The organism is Sphingomonas sp. UYP23 (assembly GCF_054059235.1).
Window position 1 is genome coordinate 2,758,996 of record NZ_JBSSBX010000001.1, and the last position, 22,062, is coordinate 2,781,057.

Annotated in this window: 16 protein-coding genes; 9 read left to right on the top strand and 7 right to left on the bottom strand. The window is 63.7% G+C overall.

What is annotated here, in order from left to right; translation table 11 throughout:
• Positions 1 to 13: 13 nt before the first annotated feature.
• The 3 genes from ACVWYO_RS13635 to ACVWYO_RS13645 all read right to left on the bottom strand — a co-directional run bounded on the left by ACVWYO_RS13635 (position 14) and on the right by ACVWYO_RS13645 (position 3,501).
• Positions 14 to 916: a YncE family protein gene (locus tag ACVWYO_RS13635; protein ID WP_457351613.1), complete on the bottom strand. Its 903-nt coding sequence runs from the start codon at positions 914 to 916 to the stop codon at positions 14 to 16.
• A gap of 28 nt (positions 917 to 944) precedes the next feature.
• The gene (locus tag ACVWYO_RS13640; RefSeq protein ID WP_457351615.1) at positions 945 to 2,441 is read right to left on the bottom strand and encodes a CoA transferase; all 1,497 of its coding nucleotides are present in this window, start codon (positions 2,439 to 2,441) and stop codon (positions 945 to 947) included.
• A gap of 97 nt (positions 2,442 to 2,538) precedes the next feature.
• A complete protein-coding gene (locus ACVWYO_RS13645; RefSeq protein ID WP_457351617.1) occupies positions 2,539 to 3,501 on the bottom strand; it encodes a 3-hydroxyacyl-CoA dehydrogenase NAD-binding domain-containing protein in 963 nt (320 codons plus the stop codon).
• Positions 3,502 to 3,847: 346 nt separating this feature from the next.
• Here ACVWYO_RS13645 and ACVWYO_RS13650 point away from each other — a divergent pair, with 346 nt between their 5' ends.
• A complete protein-coding gene (locus ACVWYO_RS13650; RefSeq protein WP_457351620.1) occupies positions 3,848 to 5,875 on the top strand; it encodes an ATP-binding protein in 2,028 nt (675 codons plus the stop codon).
• Positions 5,876 to 5,888: 13 nt separating this feature from the next.
• On the opposite strand, the gene ACVWYO_RS13655 is transcribed toward ACVWYO_RS13650, so the two are convergent.
• Entirely contained in the window at positions 5,889 to 6,560 is a 672-nt protein-coding gene (locus ACVWYO_RS13655; protein ID WP_457351623.1) for a response regulator transcription factor, read from the bottom strand.
• 461 nt (positions 6,561 to 7,021) lie between these two features.
• On the opposite strand from ACVWYO_RS13655, the gene ACVWYO_RS13660 reads away from it, so the two are divergent.
• A complete protein-coding gene (locus ACVWYO_RS13660; protein WP_457351625.1) occupies positions 7,022 to 7,423 on the top strand; it encodes a hypothetical protein in 402 nt (133 codons plus the stop codon).
• A gap of 67 nt (positions 7,424 to 7,490) precedes the next feature.
• Here the strand turns inward: ACVWYO_RS13660 and ACVWYO_RS13665 are convergent, their stop codons facing one another.
• Positions 7,491 to 7,847, bottom strand: a complete 357-nt coding sequence (locus ACVWYO_RS13665; protein ID WP_457351627.1) for a response regulator transcription factor — start codon at positions 7,845 to 7,847, stop codon at positions 7,491 to 7,493.
• Positions 7,848 to 8,063: 216 nt separating this feature from the next.
• A complete protein-coding gene (locus tag ACVWYO_RS13670) occupies positions 8,064 to 10,862 on the bottom strand; it encodes an ATP-binding protein (RefSeq protein ID WP_457351630.1) in 2,799 nt (932 codons plus the stop codon).
• A 203-nt stretch (positions 10,863 to 11,065) separates the two neighbouring features.
• Between ACVWYO_RS13670 and ACVWYO_RS13675 the strand changes: the two genes are divergently transcribed.
• From ACVWYO_RS13675 to ACVWYO_RS13690, 4 genes are all read left to right on the top strand, one after another.
• The gene (locus ACVWYO_RS13675) at positions 11,066 to 11,596 is read left to right on the top strand and encodes a hypothetical protein (protein ID WP_457351632.1); all 531 of its coding nucleotides are present in this window, start codon (positions 11,066 to 11,068) and stop codon (positions 11,594 to 11,596) included.
• A gap of 297 nt (positions 11,597 to 11,893) precedes the next feature.
• Positions 11,894 to 12,502 carry an RNA polymerase sigma factor gene (locus ACVWYO_RS13680; protein ID WP_457351634.1) on the top strand — a complete coding sequence of 203 codons (609 nt, stop codon included), beginning with the start codon at positions 11,894 to 11,896 and terminating at the stop codon, positions 12,500 to 12,502.
• Complete coding sequence (locus tag ACVWYO_RS13685) at positions 12,499 to 13,623, top strand: FecR family protein (protein ID WP_457351636.1); 1,125 nt, start codon at positions 12,499 to 12,501, stop codon at positions 13,621 to 13,623. The genes ACVWYO_RS13680 and ACVWYO_RS13685 overlap by 4 nt, the downstream gene beginning before the upstream one ends.
• 121 nt (positions 13,624 to 13,744) lie before the next feature.
• Positions 13,745 to 16,780, top strand: coding sequence for a TonB-dependent receptor (locus ACVWYO_RS13690; RefSeq protein WP_457351638.1), 3,036 nt, complete (start codon positions 13,745 to 13,747; stop codon positions 16,778 to 16,780).
• Positions 16,781 to 16,809: 29 nt separating this feature from the next.
• On the opposite strand, the gene ACVWYO_RS13695 is transcribed toward ACVWYO_RS13690, so the two are convergent.
• A complete protein-coding gene (locus ACVWYO_RS13695; RefSeq protein ID WP_457351640.1) occupies positions 16,810 to 17,184 on the bottom strand; it encodes a hypothetical protein in 375 nt (124 codons plus the stop codon).
• A gap of 461 nt (positions 17,185 to 17,645) precedes the next feature.
• Here ACVWYO_RS13695 and ACVWYO_RS13700 point away from each other — a divergent pair, with 461 nt between their 5' ends.
• The 3 genes from ACVWYO_RS13700 (at position 17,646) to ACVWYO_RS13710 (ending at position 21,938) form a co-directional block, all read left to right on the top strand.
• Positions 17,646 to 18,890, top strand: a complete 1,245-nt coding sequence (locus tag ACVWYO_RS13700; RefSeq protein WP_457351642.1) for an HlyD family secretion protein — start codon at positions 17,646 to 17,648, stop codon at positions 18,888 to 18,890.
• Positions 18,887 to 20,260, top strand: coding sequence for an efflux transporter outer membrane subunit (locus ACVWYO_RS13705; RefSeq protein WP_457351644.1), 1,374 nt, complete (start codon positions 18,887 to 18,889; stop codon positions 20,258 to 20,260). Before ACVWYO_RS13700 ends, ACVWYO_RS13705 begins: the two co-directional genes overlap by 4 nt.
• A 433-nt stretch (positions 20,261 to 20,693) precedes the next feature.
• Complete coding sequence (locus tag ACVWYO_RS13710; protein ID WP_457351646.1) at positions 20,694 to 21,938, top strand: NAD(P)/FAD-dependent oxidoreductase; 1,245 nt, start codon at positions 20,694 to 20,696, stop codon at positions 21,936 to 21,938.
• The last annotated feature ends 124 nt before the right edge of the window (positions 21,939 to 22,062 follow it).

The following is a 22,062-nucleotide window of genomic DNA, read 5'->3' on the forward strand; positions in this document are numbered from 1 at the left end:
TTACCCTGCCGGATCACGACGAGAGATACGCGATGCCCGTGAACGGGCCGTGGCCGGAGAAGACGATGGCGCTTTCCTTGGGATTGGTCAGACTGACCACATGCACGAACCCACCCAGATCGCTGACAAAAGCTCGGCTTCCCTTGCGGTCGATCGCAAGTCCGATCCCCTCGTGGAGTCCGGATAGGACGACTTCCCGATCCGCGACCACATCGCGCTCGATCCGGACACGGTTGAGGGTGTTGCCAAGCGGAGGATCGCCGCGATCGGTCCAATAAAGGGAACTGGTCTCGGCGTGCCACTCGAGGTCGATTGGTTCCGGCAGGCCGTCGAACAGAACCTCGACGTCGGTCCGCGCGGCCGTGTCAGCTCCGGCCGGGAGGTCGAGCGCCGCGCGAAGGATGCGCCCTTCGCCGCCGTTGGGCCGACCCTTCTGAGTCCAGTAAAGAAAACCGCCGTCGGGATCGATGGCGACACCCACGCAGTGGCGCCGCCGGTCCAGCCGATCCTCGTCGGTCGAGCCCGTCACCACCAACTCGGTCTGCTCGGAACCGTCGAGGCGGGCACGCATGACCCGCATCCCTTCCCGGTCGCACCAGTAAATGTAGCCGCTCGCCGTGTCGCACTGCATCTGCTTGGGCGTGAAGGTCTCGCCAGTGGCGACGACAGCGATGCGACCGCCGCCGTCCAGGTCCGCGCGGTGGATCGATCCGTCTTTGACGTTGAAATCCTCTCCGTCGTGGCTGGTCCCCATGTAGGTCCAGAAGACGTGTCCGTGTGCGGGATCGAGCGCGATCCCGTCCGGGGCAACTCCGAGGTCGGCGATCAGAGTCTTCAAGTCCGAACCGTCCGGCGCGATGGAAATCAGGCGGGACGGGCTGCCGATGTTGAGCAGCAGAATGCGGTCCAAAGTCATGTCAGCGTCTTTCGTTCGAGGAATGCGGTCAGAGCCATTCGGGCTGCGCGGAGCCGCGCGGTTCCATGACGAAGCGATAGCCGCCCGGTGTGTCCGACATCACGACCTGCTCGGTGACCCCGGTGTAGATCCCCATCGGAGTCTGAGCGCTGAACTGGTCCGGTGCGACGTAAGTGTGCTCGTCGTCCGATCCGGCGATCGCCTGAGCGAAATCCTTGTCGAAGATGCCCATCGACATCAGCCACAGCGTGACCTTCGAAAGTGACACAACCACCTTGTAGCTGCCGCCCTCCGTTGCGCGCCGCTTGAGCGCCTGAAGCGTCCCCACGGTCGCGAGCCATCCCGCGACATAGTCGTTCACTACCCGGATCGGTGGCGGAGTCGGGCGCTCGTCCGTCCCCTCCAGGTTGAACAGTCCCATCGTCACGCCTGTCGACACGTCGAAGCCGATCCGGTCCGACCACGGGCCCTTCTCGGTGGCATATACGACCGAGGTGTGGACAAGGCCGGGCCGGAACGCGCAGAGCTCCTCGGCGGAGAGTCCGTGCCGGGCGAGCACGCCCGGTCGCCGGTTTGCATAGAAGACGTCGGCACCGGCCATGAGTTCCATGAACTTCGCACGCGCTTCGGCATCCTTTATCCGCAGCATCGTCGAGCGGGTGCCGATGTGGGAGGTATAGAGGAAGACGTTGTGCTCCCAGTCCTCCGGCGACCAGACGTTGAGAACGTCGGCGCCGTGCAGCGCAAGCGCACGCCCGATCGACGGGCCTGCGATCACGTGTGCAAGACCGAGCGCGCGGATACCCGAAAGCGGATCGCTGGGATTGTCGGTAAACGGCACCGGGTCGCTGTCCGCTATCTTCTCGATCGAGATGAGCGGCTGATCGCGCAAGCCCTTCTGGAACACGTCCATCCCGATGATCTGCTGCAGCGGCCGGGCGAGGGGCATCACGATCCCGGCCGCATTTCCGGCCTCCTCAAGCTCCTCGCCGTCCCAACCCTTTATTGCCTGGGCCACGGCCTTCTCGGTGCCAGGAACATTTAGGAATGCGCAAGTGTCGCGATGGAGTTTTGGGTAGAAGTTGGTCGGCAGAACCCACTTCGAGTCCTTGGTTTCGTAAAAGGTGCCGAAGAACGGCGTGTCCGGTTCGGTGTAGACGCCGCCGTCATACCCATTGACCAGCTCCCAGCGGCGGTCGATGAACGGACTGAAACGCCGAAGCGCCTTGCGCACGTCGACGTGAACGTCCTGCGGGCGCCCGGTGCGCTCCTTCCAGATCGCCGCGATCATCGTAGACTTGGCGGCAAGCGCGATCGATGCCATCGCCCCGAACCGGACTACGCTCGGAACAATGGGATCCTGGCCGTAAAAGCTGAGGACGCCGCCGCTCTCCGCGGCCGAGGCGCCGACGCTGTTAAGGACCGCTTCGGTCTCTCCAGCCAGGTCGAAATCGCCGGTCGTCGAGCGGTTCGCCAAATTGTGTTCGAGCGTCTGAGTGAACTTTTCACCGGTTTCGACGGTCATGACTGATTCCTTCGTGTGAGATGACGGGTTCGGGAGGGGCGGCCGGCTTGCCGTTCGCGACGGTTTGCCGCGCATGCATCACCGGCCGCCCGGTCGGTCAGGCGGCGTCGCCTACCGACGAAAGTCCGTTGATGACGGCGACTTCCTTGGCGTCGCGCGTTTCCGACAGGGCATAGAATGACGACATGCCATACGACCGGCCGAGCTGTTCGATGAGGAGCGCCTTCGTCGCGTCGTCGAACGCCGCGTTGCCGAGGTGCTGCCATGCGGCTTCCATCGGGGGGCCGAGATGTTCGATGAAGTGTTGCAGGCCGCCGGGCCCGCCGCCGAGGTGGAACGACAGGAATGGTCCCGACGTGGCCCAGCGGATGCCGAGCGAGTTGGTGACGATGTCGTCGAGCTCGTCGAGCGTCACGACGCCCTCGTTTACGAGGAATACCGATTCGCGAAAGATCGCCGCCTGCAGCCGATTGGCGACGAAGCCGGTGATCTCCTTCTTAATCTCGCAGGCGACCTTTCCGATCCCGGCGTAGAAGGCGAGCGCGTGCGCGGTCACTTCAGGGGCGGTCTTCGGCGTCGGTACGACTTCGACCAGAGGCATCAGATGGGGAGGGTTGAAAGGATGGCCGACGACAAGACGGGTCTGGTCAGCCATTTCCGTGAATTGGACCGAGGCCGGGATCGTCGAGCTGGAGGAGCAAAGCAGCGCGTCCTTTGGCGCCGCCGCCTCGATCGCCTTCCACAAAGCCTGCTTGAAAGCCGGCTTTTCGGGGCCGCACTCCTGCACGAGATACGCGTTGGCCACGGCCCGCGAATTGTCACTTTCGAAAGACAGGTTAATCTCGACCTCCGCGACGTCGTAGCCGAGCGCCGCGAGCGCCGGCAGCGCGGCCGCCACGATCGCCTTCACCTTTGGTTCCACCTCGGGATCCGGGTCGCTGACGACTACCTTCAGGCCGTTGACCAGAAAGAGCGCGGCCCAGGACGCGCCAATGACGCCGCCCCCGATGACGGCCGCCGTCTTATGGGCGAAAGGGCGATCCGAAGAAGGAATAGGCATGGTCGGTCTCCGAAAGGATGAAACGTCGGCGGCCGGCGGGCGCTTTCCCACTTCCCGACCGTCAGAGGGTTCTCGCAGGAAGAGACGTTCCGCTGAATCAGCCGGGAGGGTCCGTCGATCATACCTTTGGATGACCTAAACTCCGGAGGGATGAAGAGAGCCGGACCGCGAGCAGCCGACGTCCGCCAAGCGGCCCCGGCCCGACGCGGTCTCGACGACGGATAGCGGTGAAGCGGTTGCGTGCGGGCCTGGACGGGCAGCGACGCATCGTTGTCGCCGCCCGTCGATACTGGTAAGTCTGCGTGCTCGCCGACTAGCAGGCCGGTCGCAGCGGAACGGAAAACCATTGCAGGATCTCGCAGAGTCTCTCGCGCAACATATCGGCCTTGGTCTCATCGTACGCGATCGAACCGGAGCGGCCGTCCTCTGGAACGCAGAAGCTCAGCGGCTCTATGGATGGTCGCCAGCGGAGGCGTTGGGTCGTCATGTCGACGAGCTGCTCCAATCGGTTCTACCGGAGGAAGCCGACGCGATCGAACGAAAGCTGCGTCGCGACGGACGTTGGACCGGTGGGATCTCGCGGACGGCCAAGGACGGCCTCAAAATCGAGGCCTCGGTCATCAGGACGACGGCGATCTCGGGCGGAGCCGAAGTCATGGTGGAAACGTCGCGCGCGGGGCTTTCGGAGGCCGGTGTCGACGAGACACAGCACCTCGGCTCGCTATTTCGCGCGATGGCTGGATCCTGCTGGGAACTGGATGTTGGACCGGCTCTCCTAATGGTGCAGGCGCTCGCCGATGCCGGCATCTCCGATCTGGCGGCGCATATAGAAAGCCATCCGGACTTCGTCGACCGGACGATCGAGGCGGTTCGCATTGTCGACGTGGACGCCGCCGGTATGAAGATGTTCCGGGCGTCTTCGCGCGAAACGTTCGTAGGCGCGGCATCCGCATGGGCACGGGTTTGGCCCGCCGCTTCCCGCCCGGTCTTCGCCGCCGCAATGGCTGCGGCGTGGCGCGGGGAACCAGCGTTCAATGCGCAGGTCGCGCTCGCCCGCTGGGATGGCGCTCCGTTGGACGTGCGGCTCACGATGTTTTGCCCAGATAACGATCGTGCACGAGGCACTGCTTTCTTCGGGTTCGTCGATGTCACCGCCACGATGCAAACGCAGCGCGCGTTGGAACGGAGCGACGAGCGCTACCGGCGGCTGTTCCAAGCGATGGCGGCTGGCTACGTCGAATTCGACTTCTCGAATGTCGATGCCGAGTTCGAACGCCTCCGCCTCGGCGGTGTCGTGGATCTCAATGCCCACTTCGAGCGCGACCCCGGTTCGCTCAGACACATGCTCGGCACGATCCGCATGCTCTCCTTGAGCGATAAGGCAAGCGAGATCCTGCACGGCCGCGCGGCGGCGGAATCCGACGAGGCCCGAACCTCGATCATACCGCCGGGCGACGAAGGACCGATGCGGCATGTTCTGACGGCGCGGTTCCGGGGAGAGCCGGTGGCGCCTTTCGAAATCGTCCTTTCGGGGCCAGACGGCGCGCGCATCGACGTGGTTTTCGCCATATGGGCGGGGCAGGCGAGCCGCTCAAACGAGCCGGTGCTTGCAAGCATCGTCGACGTGGGCGATCGGAGACGGGCCGAACTTGCCTTGCACCAAGTCCGGTCCGACTTTGCCCATGCAGCGCGGATCGCCACGCTCGGCGAGATGACCGCCTCGATCGCACACGAGGTCAATCAGCCGCTCGCAGCGCTTTCAACTTACGGCCAGACCATTCGCCGATGGATCGACCGGCCGGTCCCCGACCTGGACGAGGTCCGGGCGCTCGCCGACTACGTCGTGGCGGACGCCGAGCGGGCAAGCGCGATCATCTCCCGGATAAGGTCGTTGAGCATCAAAGGTGCGCCTAAATCCGAGCCGCTTGCCCTCAACGAGCTTGTGCTGGAGGCGATCCAGATCGTGCGGAACGATCTGGCGAAGAGCGGCGTCGAACCAAGGCTCGCGTTTGCCGAAAAACTTCCTTTCTTTCGAGGCGACCGCATCCAGATCCAGCAGGTGCTGGTCAACCTAATCGTCAACGCCATTCAAGCCATGGCGAACACGCCGCGAGGGGAGCGCTCCATTCGCATCGCGACGGCGCTCCTGCCGTCGGGCCGGCTGGAATTGATCGTCGAGGACACCGGACCCGGCGTTCCGGTGGAAAGCCGGGACCGCCTCTTCACGAGCTTCTTCTCGACGAAGGAGAACGGCATGGGCATCGGCCTTCCGATCTGCCGCTCGATCCTCGACGCGCACGAGGGCGACATCGAACTGCAGGAGAGCGGCAAGGGCGCCCGTCTGCGCGTGCGGCTGCCGATCGCCCCTGCGTGACCACGTCAGATCGTCATGTGACTGGCTGATCGGCCTTCACTCCGAGCTGCTGAGCCATGCGGACCAGATCGGCGAGGGTGGATGCGGACATTTTCCGCATAGCCGACCCCCGGTGGATCTTCACTGTCACTTCGCTCAAACCGAGCTCGAAAGCGACCTGCTTGTTTAACTTGCCGACGGTGACCAGCGACATCACCTGTCGCTCTCGCGGCGACAGGGACGCATAGCGCTTCTCCAATGTCGCATTCTCCGCCGCGACGACGCGCCGGGCGCTGTCCCGGTCGAGCGCCGATGCGACCGCATCCAGCAGATCCTGATCGCGAAACGGCTTCGACAGGAAATCGACCGCGCCGGCCTTCATCGCCCTTACCGACATTGGCACGTCGGCGTGGGCTGTGATCATGATGACGGGAAACAGAATTCCCAGCGTTTCGAGCTGCGCCTGGAACTCGAGGCCGCCGATTCCCGGCATCCTGACGTCCAGAAGCAGGCACCCAGCCGCGTCTTCGAGCTTCGCCTGCAGAAACACGCCCGCTGACTCGTAACTTCGCGAAGCGATTCCCACGGACCGTAAAAGGCTTTCGATCGCCGCCCGGAGGGACGGATCATCGTCTACGATATGAACCACTGCCGCTGCCATTTGCTTTCCTTCGCCGATTTTGGCCTTCTCGGCAATCTCGCGCATCGATCAGGCCCATAGTGCTACCGGACGAGGTTGGTCGCCCGCTCCTTGCGGGGCCTCGTCGCCGTCCGCGAAAGACGGATCGCGCGCCGCACTTGCACTTGCTTCGGAAGCACCGACGGAAAAGGGTTTTTGGGTATGCGGCGTCGGACGATCAAGGTCGCGGCCAGCCTCGACGTGTCCTTCGGACTTCGGCGCAGGATACACGGCCTGATCCCTTTTTAGGGCCTTTGACGAGCGCGTCGGCATTCCACGGAATTTTGGATCGCGAAGGCAAGCGTGCGGCTTACGCTACGCTGCTCCACGCTAGCGCGCCGCAACTCAGTTGGCGCGCGCTGACCTTAAGGACCGTTCCGCGCCATCTACATCGCCCTTCATACCAAAGCATGAGCGAACGTCCTTCGTGTAGAATGGCGCACGCCCGTCCGTTCCGGTCATCTTGATCACAGCAAAGGATACGATCGATGGCTCGACAGCATTGCGAAAATTCCTCGCGCATCCCGGTCTCGGAACGCGGTGGTGACCGAGGCGCAGCTCGGCTGTGTAAATCTGACGTCGCCGACCGCCGTCGTCCGACCGACACCGGCGGCCACAACCGCAGTATCGAAGCAAACCGCACTCCGCTTCGTCGCCGGGACCTCGAGCCGCGACGGTCGGAAATGCTGCACCGATCGATTTCATATACGCGCAGCGCCACCCCCCCGCTGTTGGCCGCGGCCATGCGGATGACGCCGCTCGAATTCGAACTCATGTGCTGTTCTCTGAAGGAAGCATCCAGCCTCCTCGCGAAACTCGCGCGAAACGTCGTCGGCGCCAGCTTATTCCCTAATGCAAGCGCGGAGGCGATGTCGGCAGGCAACGCCTGAATTAACGCCGGAAGTTCGCTTGGCAGGCCAGCCGCTTGCGGCCATGCACGATGGCTCGACTTCGTCCTCAGTTGGCGGAAGGCACCCGAAGCGCGCTTTCCAGGAACCCGATGAACTGGTTAACCTCGAACGGCTTCCGGAGCACGGCATACGCGCCGCTCGCTTTTGCCCGGGCGTGAAGGGTAGGGTCGTCGCGCGCGGTCAGCATAATTACGGGAATGCTCGATCCCTTTCCTACGATCGCGCGCTTGAGGTCAATGCCGTCGCTTCCCGGCATCTGTATGTCGGTAACGATGCAGTCGCATCCCCGCAGACCGTCTTCCGCGAGGAACTCGTCAGCCGAAGGATACCCTGCAGCCTGGTAGCCAAGCGATCGGACCAGGCTCATCAGAGATCTGCGCACGGAGGGGTCGTCGTCGATCACCGCGACATGGGATTGGGTGTGCAAATGGGGCGCTCCGAGGGCCATGTAGCAGTCTCCCTACCACCATTGTCGCGGGGCGGCTCCCACACAAACGTATTACTGCCAAAAAGCGCGCATCCGAACCGCGGGGCCCGCTTCGCCGGACGTCGGCGGCCGCCGGCCTCGACCTTTTTGTGGGGGGCGCTTGGAGGGCCCTTTCCACTCGGACCGCCCTGTTCATCCGGGCGCCGCTTCCATCAGCCGCCGGGCCTGCTTGAGGTCGAACGTGTCGAGGCCCTCTGTAAAGCCCGCATATACCTTGGCGAGGATGTCTCTTGCTTCGGGCGACCGCCGATCCCCGTCCAGAACCACGCAGAGGCTCATCGCCGCCCGAAGCGCCCATCCGCGCGAACCCTGCCGGTTGGCGAGTTCCAAAGCACTACGGACGAGCCGTTCCGCATCGGCGGCGCCGGCCCTCCCGAAGCGCTCGAAATGACGCATGCCGCGCAGCCGGTAAACCTCCTCGCGACACCAGATCTGGTCGTCCCGCTCTACTCGGTGATCGATCCACGATCCGAAATGCGCTTCGTGCGCGGTGCACCCCATTGCACGCGCGTACGATCGAAACTCCATTTCACGTTTGGCGAGCTGGCTTGGAGTCTCCACTTCGCGTCCCTCGCGCAACGGCAGCAGCGCGAGTTCGAAGGCGTTCTCCCAGGCCTTCCAGTGTTCCACTCGAAGGCTTTCGGCCTGCGCCTTCACGATGCCGAGCATGCGGTCGGCCATCGCCAGATCTCGCAGCCACAGCGGTACGAGCGCGCCGCTTGTGAGCACATGGTAAAGCGAGACCAGATGAGCGAGGCCAAGTGCTTCATCCAACGCAAGCTCAAGGTCGGCACGCGCCTGATCCGGATAGCCGCAGACCCAGTTGGATCGCGCACGATTGGTAAGCGCCGAGATCCGGGGGTCAATCTCGAAGGGCAGCGACGGTGGCGGGCCCAAGGTTGCCGCCGCCCCGCGGAGCATGTCGTCGGCCACCGCCTTCGCTTCCGACGAGCGACCAAGGAAGAATAGCGAGTGTGTCAGGTGGGACTGATGCTGGAGATGCGCGTTTGGATGACCTGCCCGTTGTGCCGCCAGTCCGACCTGTGCCGCATACGAGGCAGCGACTTCGCATTCGAGGTCGGCGCCACGGCTTTGGAAGAGCCCGAACAGGGCGAGAAGCTCCTGAGTCGCATCGCCAATGTCCTGAGCCAACGTCAGTGCCTGCAGAAGCGCGGTCCAGAACACCGGCGTGACCCCGTTTTCGAGATCGGCCAGCGCTAGGATGTTCGCGAGCCTCATCTGCAGACTTGCGTCGGGCGGCGTGATCAGCGCAGCGGGCGCGGCCACCCGTTGGGTCCATGCGTGGAATTCCGATATGAGCAGAAGGTCAATCCAAGTCGGTGCCGACGCGATGATGAGCTCACAGGCTATTCGGACCTCGCCACCGGGCGACACGGCCCATTCCAGACTGCGGCGAACGTCGTCGATCAGGTGACGGGACACCCCGCCGCTCCGCAACTCCGCTCTGTCCGGACCAACGAGCAGCTCGACCAGATGAGCGGCGCTGGACCGCGACAGCTCTGGTAGCTCGCCGGCTTCGTCTGCTTTGCTCATGCCGAATTCGCGCGTGATCTCGGCGAAACGGTAGATCGGCAGAGGCCCGCGATGTTCGACGGTAAGCAGCGACTTGGACACTAGGCTGGCCACAAGGTCCGCGACATCCAGTTCGTCGGAGCCGGGCGCCCCCGCCAGTGCGATCGCCATCTGTAGAGGGAACCAACCTCTAAGGATCGACAAACGCCGGAGCGCCAACTGCTCCTCGGGTGCCAGAAGGTCGTAGCTCCATTGCAGCGTCGCCAGCATCGTCTTCTGACGCGGTCGGGCGTTTCGGTGGCCCTTGGTCAAAAGGGCAAGCCCGCGATCGAGTCGGGCCAGCAGGGCTGCCAGACCCAGAAGATCGACGCGGGCCGCAGCGAGTTCGATCGCAAGCGGAAGGCCGTCCAGCCGGCGGCAGATGCTTGCTAAAAGAGGGATCTGTGCATCGCTGAACTCAAAGCGGTCGTTGTTCGCACGTGCGACGGCTAGGAACAGCTCGACTGCAGGGTAGGAGAGAGCAACGTCCCGGGGCAGCGGCCCGTCGCCCGTGGGCGCGGCAAGTGGTTCGAGTCGGACGACGCGCTCACCTGCGATGAGAAGCGGCTCACGACTTGTCGCCAGAACGTGGAGCGTTGGCACCTGCTGCAGCAGCGCGTCGACCACCTCAGCCGCGGCGGCGATCAGATGCTCACAATTGTCGAGGACGAGCAGAGCCGGCTGGTGCCGTAGACGTGCGACGACCGCTGCGATGGTCTCGCAGCCGCTCACCTTGACCCCCAGCGCCTGAGCTATCGTAGGGGCGATCAAGGCAGGATCCTGCAGCGGCGAGAGATCGACGAAGCGGCATCCGCCCGCGAATTTGGCACCCAGGCGCTTGGTGGCGGCAAGCGCGACCGATGTCTTTCCGATTCCCCCGGGACCGACCAAGGTCACGAATCTGTCCTGCAAGATCCTGTCGACCAGTGACGACACGGTTTCGTCCCGACCTATCAGTCTTACGAGCGCGGCCGGAAGATCCTGCTGCGCCGCTGGCGAAACAGCTTCGGCGATAAATCCCGCATCCAATGCGCTGACAGCGCGAACCGCCGAGACGAAGCGATATCCGCGACCAGGTGAATTCGCGATGTAGCGGGCGCCTTCCTGTCCGTCCGAGAGTATCCGCCGCAAGGCCGCGACGTGCACGGTCAGATTACTTTCGATCACCGTGGTAGCCGGCCAGGCGATCTGCATCAGGTCGGCCTTGGCAACCAGGCTTCCGGCACGCTCCACCAATGCCAGAAGAATGTCGAAGGCGCGGCTGCCCAGCGGCAGCGGCACTCCGTCGCGTGTCAAGGTCCGCTCGGCCGCCGACAGCCGAAATGGCCCAAAGGCGTATTCGACATGCGTTTCGTCCACGCCCCGCTCTCCAAAAAGGTCTGGCCGTAGGCTATCCAATATATTCGTTCCGTCCAAGGGCCGGCGCAGCCTGAGATCAAAAGGCAGTCGACGGCCACCCCCGCATAAAGACGCCGCGACGGATTAGCGGAGATAAGCATCGTTTAATTCGCGCTGCGAGGCTTATTCGACCAGCTTGTCCTCACTAAACCAGGGAATCTACGATGGACATTCAGATGTCGACGATGCGACGGCCGCCAGCGGGCGCAGGGCAGGCGAGTTCCGTGAACCGCGACGTTCGGCTCGGTGAAGCGGGTAAAGCGCCTGCACGTGGCGTTGGGTTCAGGATCCGGCCGGTTGCAGCCCCGACCGCGTCTGGGGTTGGGCGCTCGACGAAGCACTCGAGCCGGAAAGCCACCGATCCGGAAAAAATAATTTCGCCGTCGGTGTGGGTTTCCTTCGCGATGTCGTTCTGGCTTCCGAGGGACCGCGAGATCAACCGAACCGCCTCAGGAGACACCGCGATGCACATGCTTGATCTGCAGCCCACAGGCTACGCGGTCCTCCATCCGATAGCACAGCGCTGCCGCACCGGCCTCCCGAATACCGCTCGCGCCAATGCCCTGACCGCGCTGAACTGCGCGCTGGAAGCAGCACAGCGATGGACCAAGGTAGACCCTTCCGCGCTCGATGAAATCCAAGAGGCGCTGGACCTAGCGCGGGACGCCGTTCGAACGCTGCACGCGCTCGGTTGAACAGCGTAGCCGCCGGAAAGCACCACCGTTTTCCCATCCCGCGACGCGGGAACGCCTTCGTAACTGATGTCGCTTAAACGTAGTCGCAACCCGACTACGCCTCTTTAAGCCCCTTCCTCCAGCTTACAGCAGCCGATTTGGTCGGCACGCTCCATCCGATCCGAGAGCCGCGACCGGCGCCGGTCGGCGGAGCACGGCGTGGTCTTCGACGCAGCCGCTTCGGACCGAACCAAAAAATAATTGGCTTCCGGTAGCTCGGCAAGTGAGGATTTCCGAACTAAAGGCGTCCTTAAATGCATGACCGTGTTCGCCCATACCCATGACGACCCCCTTCAAAGGCTGGCGCTCGTTCTACGTGTGGTTCAAAACGTCGTAATGAGTGCTCAGACTGCAGCTGAGGAACGAGCGGAAGCGCTGTCTCGCCGGTTCGTTGACCTGCGCGGATCGCTCGTGGCGTGGTTCTCCCGTCGTATCTCTGATGTCCATGATGCAGAGGACCTCGTGCAGGAGAGCTTCCTGCGCGTTGCCCAACGCACCGACCTAGACGCGATCGAACATCTCGACGGCTACATCTACCGCACGGCCGGCAACGTCCTCACCGACCGCTACCGCCACGTGAACCGAGCGAAGCGGCGGGTTGTCCTAGTCTCGATCGACGATCACCGCGAGGTCGCCAACGACCTCGACCCTCACCGGCAACTCGCCGGCAGGCTCGAACTCGACGAGATGTCCGCCGCGATGATGTCTCTGCCCGAGCGAACGCGCACGGTCTTCATTCTGCGCAGAGTCGAGGGCCTTCGCTTTAAGGAGATCGGCGTCCGCCTCGGCATTTCGGTGAGCGCCGTGGAAAAGCATATGACGAAGGCCGTCGACATGCTTGCCGTGAGGCTGGAGGCGTTGCGATGACCGACACCTCGTTAAACTGGGAAGACATCGTCGATATGGCGCCGATGGAAGCTGCCACGCTTCTTGTCGAACAATCGCGGCGCGAGGACCGTTCCGTCCAGGGCGCTTTGCTGGATCGGTGGCTATCGGCCAGCGAGGAGAACAGGCAAGCGTGGTCGGTGGTCATCGACGTCTGGGACGCTTACGACGGCACCGAAGAAAGCTCCGCGTTCGCAGGTATGCGGGTGGCAGCACTTAGCGCGCGGCCGGAGCGGCGCCGACCTGCGTGGATCCCCTACGCCGCCGCCGCTAGCCTGATCGCGTGCTTCGGGTCCGTCGCGCTGATAAAACTCGGACGATCGCCGAGCTCCGGCGGCAGCGCTGTCCTAGCCCAGCTTGGCGATCCCGCAGCGACCAAGTTCGGGAAGCCAGATTTCGCGACCGGGCGCCGGCAGACCGCGACTTACGCGATGCCCGATGGAAGCCGCGTAACGCTTTCGCCTAACAGCGCCGTCGACGTCGCCTATGCCGACGGACGGCGGCTCGCTCGACTTGTGAGAGGTCGCGCGGCCTTCGACGTCCGTCATGACCCGAGCTCCCCCTTCCAGGTCGCGGTCGGCGATCGCGTGGTGTCCGACGTCGGCACCTACTTCATCACCAGCCTCGACGGTTCTCAGGTCAGCGTTGCGCTCGTCCGCGGAAGCGTCACGGTCGCCAGGGGAAGCAGCCCTGAAGGCGGTTCCGAAAGCGCCGCGGTGACCCTCCAGCCGGGCCAGGAGTTCGTGGCCGGAAAAGGCGATGTGGGCCGGATCCAACCGATCGCATCGTCAAAGCCGCGCCCCACGATGGTGACGTTCGACGGCGAGCGGCTGTCTGACGCGGTCGCCCGGATCAATCTCTATTCTGCCGACAAGATGATCGTCGGAGATCCCAAAGCTGGGTCACTGCGCATCAGCGGCACCTTCAGAATCAACGATTCGGCAACGTTCGCACGGACGCTGTCTCAGCTCCTCCCCGTACGCATCGAGCCGCCTTGGCCCCCACAGCCTCCGCATCGCGTCATTGAACCAATAGCGGCAAGCGTCATTCGGCACAGTCGCGATTCGTGTTCGTGGGAATACGTCGCGAACCGACGTACCTGAGCGGCCGCTTTGCTGCGCCCCTGGTCGCAAGGGAGCATGGACAACAATACCAAACTGCGGATAGGGCGGGCTTTGCGCGGGGGAAGCCGTGATCGCGCGGAGGGCATAAGGGGGCGTCTCTATGGCTTGGACGCGACTGCTGCTTTTCCCGGCCGCGTTGACGGCCGTACTCGCTGCGCATCCGGGGCTGGCAAGGCCGCCAGGCTTCCATTCGAAGCCCGGGCCGCTCGCCGCCGCGCTTACCGAACTAGGGCGCGATGCAGCCGTCAGCCTGCTCTTCGCGCCGGGCGACGTCAGCGACCGTCAGACGTCAGGTATCAAGGGGCAGCCTACTGTCGAGGCCGCCCTCGAGCGTCTGCTAAAGGGCTCGGGCCTGACCTACGAACGGACGCCCGGCGGTTCATACCTGATTCACCGCGCGGCGCAGGTTTCGGCCGCGCAGCAGGCACTTCCGGACATTGTTGTGGTCGGCCGTCGAACCCAGAATGCCGACATCCGCCGCACTCAGAACGACATTCAACCCTATCGCGTCGCCACCGCCCGAGCAATCGTCGCATCGCACACCGATAACGCGGACGAATTCCTTCGGACTCGTGAAACGGGGAACACGACCACCGCGTCCGCAGCGCAGATGCCCGCAGCGACGTTTGCAAGCACCCGGTCTAACATCGATCTTCACGGTCTGGGTTTCGAGCAGACCTTGGTGCTCATCGACGGGCTGCGGATGCCCGGCCTCCCGAGCGCCAGCACCGCCTTCTTTCAGCCCGACCTCAACGCGATTCCGGTCGAGCGTATCGACAGGATCGAGACCCTGACCGCGACGGCGGGCGGCATCTACGGGCCCGGTGCGACTGGCGGAGTGGTGAACGTCGTGCTCAAGCGAGACTATCGGGGAGCGGACTTAACGCTCGACACGTCGCTGCCGGAAGGCGGGGGGGGCGCCCGTCGGCGCGTCGACGCGCGCTTCGGCTTCACGCCCGATGGTGGCGCGACCGACGTGATGGTTGCGGTCGGGCATCAGGTCCTGAGCGATCTCACCGCAGGCGAACGCAAGTTGACAGAGCGTGCCAACGAACTCGCCATCCGCAACAACCCAGCACTGTACGTCGAGAATTTTGGAACCTCGGACGCAGTTCTCGTCTCTGGCACGAACCTCCGCTTAACCAGCGCGTATGGCGGCGCGTCTTTAGGTGCCGACGTGACCTACCTGCCGATCGGAAGCTCAGGCACCCCCGCGTCGGTCGCGGCGCAACTCGTCAAGAATGCAGGAACGCTTCCGCCAGCGCTCTCGTCCGACGCGAATGGTCGCAATGGGAACTTGCTAAGCGCTTCCTCGACTACATCGGTGCTCGCGAGCATCCGCCATCGCTTCAGCCCGAGCATCGAGGCATTCGTCGATCTTGTCCATCTGGAGAATGACGGGCACGCTACCGCACCGGCGCAATATCAAAACGGCACTCTGCTTGCCGGTGCCCCCAATAACCCCTTCAACCAGTCGGTGACGATTACTTTTCCGCTGCCCGGTGTTGGGTTCGCGCTCGCGAATCGTGTCCGTCAGACCCGTGCAACGGCGGGACTACTCGCTAGCCTGCCCGGCGGTTGGCACGCCGATGCAAGCGTCGGTATCGGCCGCGCGAGCATGACCGAAGATGAAATCGGAACTGCTTTGGATATTCAGAACTTCACCCCGGCTCTCGGCCTTGGGGGAGCAATGGCAAGTGGCCTGCCAATTCCCGCACCATTAGGAGACTGGCAATCCTTCCTCGATGCGGTACTCGCCTACAGACTGCCCGAAACACAGCATGTAGCACTCACTAATCATTCCACCGATACTAACCTCCGCCTGGCGGGGCCGATCATCAGGATCGCGGGCGGCGACATTACAGCGACTCTGCTTTTGGAACATCGCCGCGAAGAAATTCCAAGCTCGATTGCCGTAATCGTGTCACCGACCTTGGGGCCCAACCTCTCGCAAGAACCTTTGCCGAACGTAATTGATAGCGTCGATTCCGCTTATGGTGAGGCGCGAGTGCCGCTCGTGAGCTTTGATACCGCCAGTCCTTTTCGCGGGCTCGAACTGCAAGGTGCGGTACGCTTCGATCATAGCCGGATCGATGCGCCAGCCTTTTTCGACGCATCGACGGGCGTTGGCGAGCAGGGAACCGGCCGATATAATACCGTAAGCTATACCGCAGGACTGCGAATGTTTCCGCTCAAGTGGCTCATGTTGCGCGCAAGTGTGGCCACTGGCGGCCTGCCGCCATCCCCCGGGGAGATTGGCACCGGACGCTTTCAAAGTGTAATCCAAGATCCTGCGCGCAACGATCGATATGCCGTGATCGAAGTTTTGGCCGGGGGATCGACGAAGCTAATCGCGGCGAACGGCCGCACCATTGCCGCCGGCGTAGTCCTCAATCCAAACGGCGGCCGGTGGCCGCGCTTGTCGATCGACTATGAGAGACTGGACCTAAGCCATGAAATCTCTTCGGCGTATGGCCTGAACTACTATCTCGCTCATCCGGACGCGTTTCCGGATCGTATCCAACGCGCACCGCTGACCGACGCCGACCGCGCTGCCGGCTTTAGCGTCGGCGAGATCCAGCAGATCGACACGACTGCGATGAACATCGGTCGCGCACGCGTGCAGGCGGTCGACGCGGCATTGGACTGGACGATGCGGTTCGGACTCAACGCAGTGAGGTTCCACGGCGCCGCGACTTGGGAACCGGAGGTCAGCCAGCAAGCTAGCCCCGATGCCCCGTCAGTCGAAACCGTGGGATATAACGGCGGCCCCCTAGAGTGGCGTGCCAATGGCGGCATCGAATGGACGGGCCGCGGTTTCGGCCTCGGTATCGACGGTCAATATTACGCTGGATACAAGGTTCAGGACCTTGCAAACGACCTGATCTACATCCCCGATCTCCAGGGATCGCCTATCATTCCTGCGCAGCTTTATTTCGACCTCGATGCCTCCTGGCATTTGCCACTGCACGGCCGAGTTGGTCCGTTACGCGACGCGATCCTGCGGTTCGGGGTCAGCAACGTCCTCAATCATGCCCCTCCGACCGTGGTTGGTCAGTTCGGCGGTCCTGGCTACAGCTTCTACGGCGACCCGCGCCTGCGGCGGATCAGCCTCAGTCTCACGTCGCGGCTGTGAATGGGAACGTAATACCCGAAGGCTGAGCCTTACGCCCGCACGATCCCGACGACGGATCTGATGCAGCTTTCCGACATTCCGGCCTGCCGCGCTTGGCTCACAGCATCTTCGATCTGGGCCGGCCGTGCGGCACGCAATCGGAACGCCAAACCTCGCAGAGCGTCGAGATGGGCGTCGGCAAATGCGTTCCTGGTTCGAAATCCGAAAAAATTAAAGAGGATGCTGCGCAACTTGCCAGGCATTGGTGCAAACCAGTGCGGGTCCGACATTCCGGTGCGCACCGCGATCGTCTCAAGATCGGAGAGCTTGCACAGCTCCGAAACGACCAGTGTCAGCCGAGGCGGCGGGCCGCCGGCGTACTGGACGGGGAAAGGGTCATACGCCTGTTTTGCTGCCTTAAGCATGCTGCCTCCGGGTCCCCTCCGGGGGGTGGCGGGCCGGCTGGGGGATGCCGGCCCGCCTCACGCCGTGCTAGGCGTGGACAGCGGAGCGGGGGGGGGGGGGGGCGGCTCCGGCTGCACATCCCTTTTCGACGATTGAGGCGGTCTGCGCCATAAGCCGTGCGGGTCGGTTGGCTCATACGAAAGGATGGTCGGAGTACCGGCTGGCCTGATCGATCTTCCATATCAGAACGGCGCATTGATTGTCCGTGGCCGACGCCTCCCGCGTCGGGTCCAGCACAGGAGGACGACAATGCGCACAACCCTTGGGATCCTTGGGCTTAGTCCCTTCGCCAGCTTGGCCCTGTCTCATTTCCTTGGTGACCTGACCATAAGCGTGGTTCTTGTTTTGACCATCGCCGTCAGTCTGCTCGGCATCACCTCGCCGGCAAATGCTAGGGCGGGTCACACCCACTGACATCTGATTGACCGACGACGTCTTTTCTTTGCCCGGCACGAGCGCCGCGCCTTCTTCATTCGAACTACCTTTTGGAGGACAGATGGGCACCGCAACAACAGTCGACGCGCAAGCGCAGGGTTCGACCTCGAATCGACCGGCAGCCGAGTCATCTGTTTCGGCCGAACCTCCGCCTGTGCCCGTCGCTGCTCCGGAAGCACCGCGCTGGCGGCCGGCGCCTCACTCGATAAGGTCCCTTGCGCTGATCATCTGCGTTACGCTGCTCGCCGTCGCTGCGATATTATATGCGTGGCGGCTCGCACCGTTCTCAGCGTCAGTGATCACAACGGAGAATGCCTATGTGCGCGGCCGTACGGCAACCGTGGCGCCTCAGGTCAGCGGCTACGTTACGCAAGTCCTGGTAAAAGACTATCAGGACGTCGAAGCGGGCCAAATTTTGGTGCGCATCGACGACGGCATCTACCAGGCGCGCCTTGCACAGGCGCATGCAAACCTCTCCGCACAGCTAGCAGCGCTCGCCAACAGCCGCCAGGCCCGTGCATCCCGTCAGGCAGGCGTGCAGTCGCAGAGCGCCGGCTTGGCCGGCGCGGAGGCGCAGCTTCTCAAAGCGCGCGCCGACATGGCGCGCGTTGATGATCTGGTCAGCGACGGCTCGGTTTCGCGCCGCGAGCGCGATCAGACTGCGGCCGCGCTGGCGCTCGCCGAAGCGCAGGTGCGCCAGTCAAAGGCCTCTGGTGACATCGCTCGCCAAGACGTGCGGACCGTAGACGTCGGACGCGGTGGACTTGAGGCTCAGGTCGAAGCCGCGCGGGCACAGCTAAGGCTCGCCGAGATCGACCTTGCGCACACCGTCATCCGCGCCGCGGAACCCGGCAGGCTGGGCGAGGTTGGGGTCCGCCTCGGACAATATGTGACCAACGGTTCCGCCCTGCTGTCGCTCGTTCCGCCCGAGCGCTGGGTGATCGCCAATTATAAGGAGGCCCAGACTGCGCGGATCGCCCAAGGCCAGCATGCACGCTTTACCGTGGACGCCCTTGGCGGCGCCACTCTTACCGGCCGAGTAGAGCGTCTTTCACCCGCGGCCGGGTCCGAGTTTGCGGTGCTGAAGCCTGACAACGCGACGGGCAACTTCGTCAAGGTGCCGCAGCGGATCGGTGTGCGGATCGCGGTTGATCCGCATCAGCCGCTGGCGGCGCGGCTGCGGCCGGGGATGTCGGTCGATATGGCCGTTGATACAGGAGGCGGACGATGAAGCGCTTTGCGACGCTCGCAGCGACCGTCTCCCTTCTTGCATCCTGCGCCGGCCCCCGGCCCCAGGCGCCGTCAAGTGCGGCGCTGGCTCCGCCGTCGGCCTGGCGGGACGCCCGGGACGCGGGCAGGGTGCCGGACGCGGCCTGGTGGACGGGGTTCGGCGACCCGGCGCTCGACGCGACCGTGGAGCAAGCCCTCCGCGCCAACGTCGACATCGCGATCGCTGCGTCGCGGGTTGAGGAGGCTCGGTTGCAATTCCGCCTGGCTGGCGCCCAGCGCCTTCCCGACCTGTCGCTCGGCATCGGGGGCGGCTACCAGCGCGATGTCGATGCTTTCGGCGTCGGCATCGACCAGCGCGTCGACAGCGTGCAGGCGACCTTGTCTTGGGACGCGGATCTCTTCGGCAGGCTTGCAAAGGCGAGCGACTCCGCCCGCGCTTCGCTCCTGGCCACCGAAGCTGCGCGCGACGGCGTCCGGTTGGCCGTCGCGGGAGCGGCGGCCAGCGGTTACGTTGGACTGCGGGCACTGGACGCGCGACTGGTGATCCTGCGCGAAACGCTGGCCGCCCGCAGCGAGGCGTTGAGGCTGGCGCGGCGGCGGTATGAGACCGGATATGCCGCCAGCCTCGACCTTAGCCAATCCGAGGCTGAATACCGAAACGCGGAGCAACTGATACCGGCAACCTTGCTGGCGATCCGGCGGCAAGAAGATGGACTGAGCGTCCTCATGGGCACCGCTCCCGGCGGGATCGCACGTGGCTCGGAACTGTCGGCGATCGCCTTCCCCACGTTGCCGAGCGACCTGCCGGCCAACCTGCTCCGTCGCCGACCGGACATCGTGCAAGCCGAACAGCAGCTCGTCGCCGCCGATGCGAGCCTCGACAGCGTGCGTGCGTCGTTCCTGCCGGACCTGCGCCTGTCGGCCTCCGGCGGCATGGTTGGTTCAAGCCTGATCCCGGATCCGATCAGCGTCTTCTCGCTGGGTGCCAGTCTGCTCGCCCCGATCTTCGACGCCGGCCGTCGGCGTGCGCAACAGGGGATCGCCGCTTCCCGGCGGGACGAGGCCGCCTTCGCATATCGACGAACTGCGCTCACGGCGTTCCGCGAAGTCGAGGACGCGATGGCAACCGTCGACCGATCGCGCGAACAGGAGGCCTCGCTGGTCGAGCAGCGCGCCGCACTCGATCGCGCGCTGACGACAGCGACGAAGCGGTATCGCGCAGGCTATTCGCCCTATCTTGACCAGATCGACGCGCAGCGGTCGCTACTTGGTGCCGAACTTGCGCTCGTGCAGGCACGCAACGACAGGTTGACCGGCCAAGTCGCACTTTATCAGGCGCTCGGCGGAGGCTGGAGACCGACTGGATCATAACCGAAAAGACGATCGAGGATCAGGTGCTCCTATCACGGCGGTTTTCTTCGGAACACGTCCAGATTCGATCCGTCGGCTCTGCGGCAGCTCCCGCTCGCACAGGGAACGGAGCGTCGCGTTGACCGCGATCCGTGGGACGCCAACACTGCCGTCTTGACCGCGGCTGCTGACCATCCTGCACTCAGGAGACACGCGACACGCTACACGCCGTCGCGCGCGAGCAAGTTTCACCGAATGGAGCTCTCCTCGAGGTCGGTCGCGTTTGATCTGACGGCACGATGCAGAGGTCGCAGCTAACGTAAGCTAACCTTTGCTCTGACGATTTCTCGTTCGTCTTCCTTACGACCGACCCGAGGACGAGGGTTCAACCTCGTTCAATTTTCGACGCGGGCCGGATGGATAAAGGCATGGCACCTCGAACTTAGGATTCGACATGGCACAGGCAAGGATAATCGTCGTTGGTGCAGGTTTTGCTGGTCTACAGCTAGTGAAGCGATTGCAGGGCGCGCGTGTGTCGATCACGCTGGTGGACCGTCGCAATCACCATCTCTTCCAACCGCTGCTCTATCAGGCGGCGACTTCCATTCTCTCTCCCGCCGAGGTCTCCTGGCCGATAAGGCAGATCCTGCGAGATCGCGGAGACGTCGAGGTCCTTCTAGGCCAAGTGGTCGCGGTCGATCGAAAAACGCGAAAGGTCGAGCTCGCGGACGGCGCGCGAATTCCGTTCGACGTCTTAGTGATCGCAACCGGGGTCGCCCACACCTACTTCGGGCACGACGAGTGGCGCGTTTTCGCGCCGGGTCTGAAGACGGGCGCCGACGCGACCGCGATCCGCAACCGCATTCTATCGTCCCTGGAACTGGCTGAGCGGGCCACCTCGGATGCGGAGCGAAGCCGGCTTATGACATTCGTGGTAATCGGCGGGGGCCCTACCGGCGTGGAACTCGCGGGCATCATCGCCGATCTGACGCATTCCGCGTTTCCCCGCGAATTCAGGCATATAGATACACGTGCTTCGCGCGTCGTCCTGGTAGAGGCCGGGCCCTCCGTCCTTCCTACTTTCGATAGGACGCTGTCCACTTACGCGGAGCAGGTTCTGGTCGCAAAGGGCGTTGAATTGCGGTTAGGCGCTCCGGTCGTGAATTGCGACGACGTCGGCGTCGTGATCGAGCAGGAACGGGTCGCCGCACGCACGATAATCTGGGCTGCGGGGGTGAGGGCGTCGCCGGCCGCCGAGTGGCTGGGTGTTGCAGCCGATCGGGCAGGGCGGGTATGCGTACGGTCGGACCTGTCGATCGAGGGCGATCAGGACATTTTCGTAATCGGCGACACGGCGGCCGTGCTTGGCGCAGGGGGAACTCCCGTTCCAGGTCTCGCGCCGGCAGCGAAGCAGCAGGGCGACTATGTCGCCCGAAGAATCATCGGGAATCTTTCGAAACGGCCGGTCGCGGCGCCCTTCCGCTACAAGCATCAAGGCAGCCTTGCGACGATCGGTCATCGTGCCGCCGTAGCCGACTTCGGGCGGATCAAGCTCAAGGGCTATCTCGCATGGTGGGTATGGGGCGTCGTCCATATCCTTTTTCTCGTCGGCGCACGAAGTCGTGTGGCCGTGACGTTGAATTGGCTTTGGACATATCTGAAGGGGCGTCCCAGCGCCCGCATCCTAGACGAACAATAGGCTGTGGTCCGTGCCTATATGCACTGTGCAGCGTCGTTCTGCCGTTTGCCGATACCTTTTGGCAAGCGTCCGTCCGTTCCTAAGTGGTCGAAGAGGACGCGATCGGCGACATCATAACCGAAGC

Coding starts and splice junctions, on each gene's coding strand:
- ACVWYO_RS13645 (WP_457351617.1), bottom strand. CDS start 3,501: ATGCCTATTCCTTCTTCGGATCGCCCTTTCGCCCATAAGACGGCGGCC.
- ACVWYO_RS13705 (WP_457351644.1), top strand. CDS start 18,887: ATGAAGCGCTTTGCGACGCTCGCAGCGACCGTCTCCCTTCTTGCATCC.
- ACVWYO_RS13675 (WP_457351632.1), top strand. CDS start 11,066: ATGGACATTCAGATGTCGACGATGCGACGGCCGCCAGCGGGCGCAGGG.
- ACVWYO_RS13695 (WP_457351640.1), bottom strand. CDS start 17,184: ATGCTTAAGGCAGCAAAACAGGCGTATGACCCTTTCCCCGTCCAGTAC.
- ACVWYO_RS13660 (WP_457351625.1), top strand. CDS start 7,022: ATGGCTCGACAGCATTGCGAAAATTCCTCGCGCATCCCGGTCTCGGAA.
- ACVWYO_RS13680 (WP_457351634.1), top strand. CDS start 11,894: ATGACCGTGTTCGCCCATACCCATGACGACCCCCTTCAAAGGCTGGCG.
- ACVWYO_RS13690 (WP_457351638.1), top strand. CDS start 13,745: ATGGCTTGGACGCGACTGCTGCTTTTCCCGGCCGCGTTGACGGCCGTA.
- ACVWYO_RS13655 (WP_457351623.1), bottom strand. CDS start 6,560: ATGCGCGAGATTGCCGAGAAGGCCAAAATCGGCGAAGGAAAGCAAATG.
- ACVWYO_RS13685 (WP_457351636.1), top strand. CDS start 12,499: ATGACCGACACCTCGTTAAACTGGGAAGACATCGTCGATATGGCGCCG.
- ACVWYO_RS13640 (WP_457351615.1), bottom strand. CDS start 2,441: ATGACCGTCGAAACCGGTGAAAAGTTCACTCAGACGCTCGAACACAAT.
- ACVWYO_RS13635 (WP_457351613.1), bottom strand. CDS start 916: ATGACTTTGGACCGCATTCTGCTGCTCAACATCGGCAGCCCGTCCCGC.
- ACVWYO_RS13710 (WP_457351646.1), top strand. CDS start 20,694: ATGGCACAGGCAAGGATAATCGTCGTTGGTGCAGGTTTTGCTGGTCTA.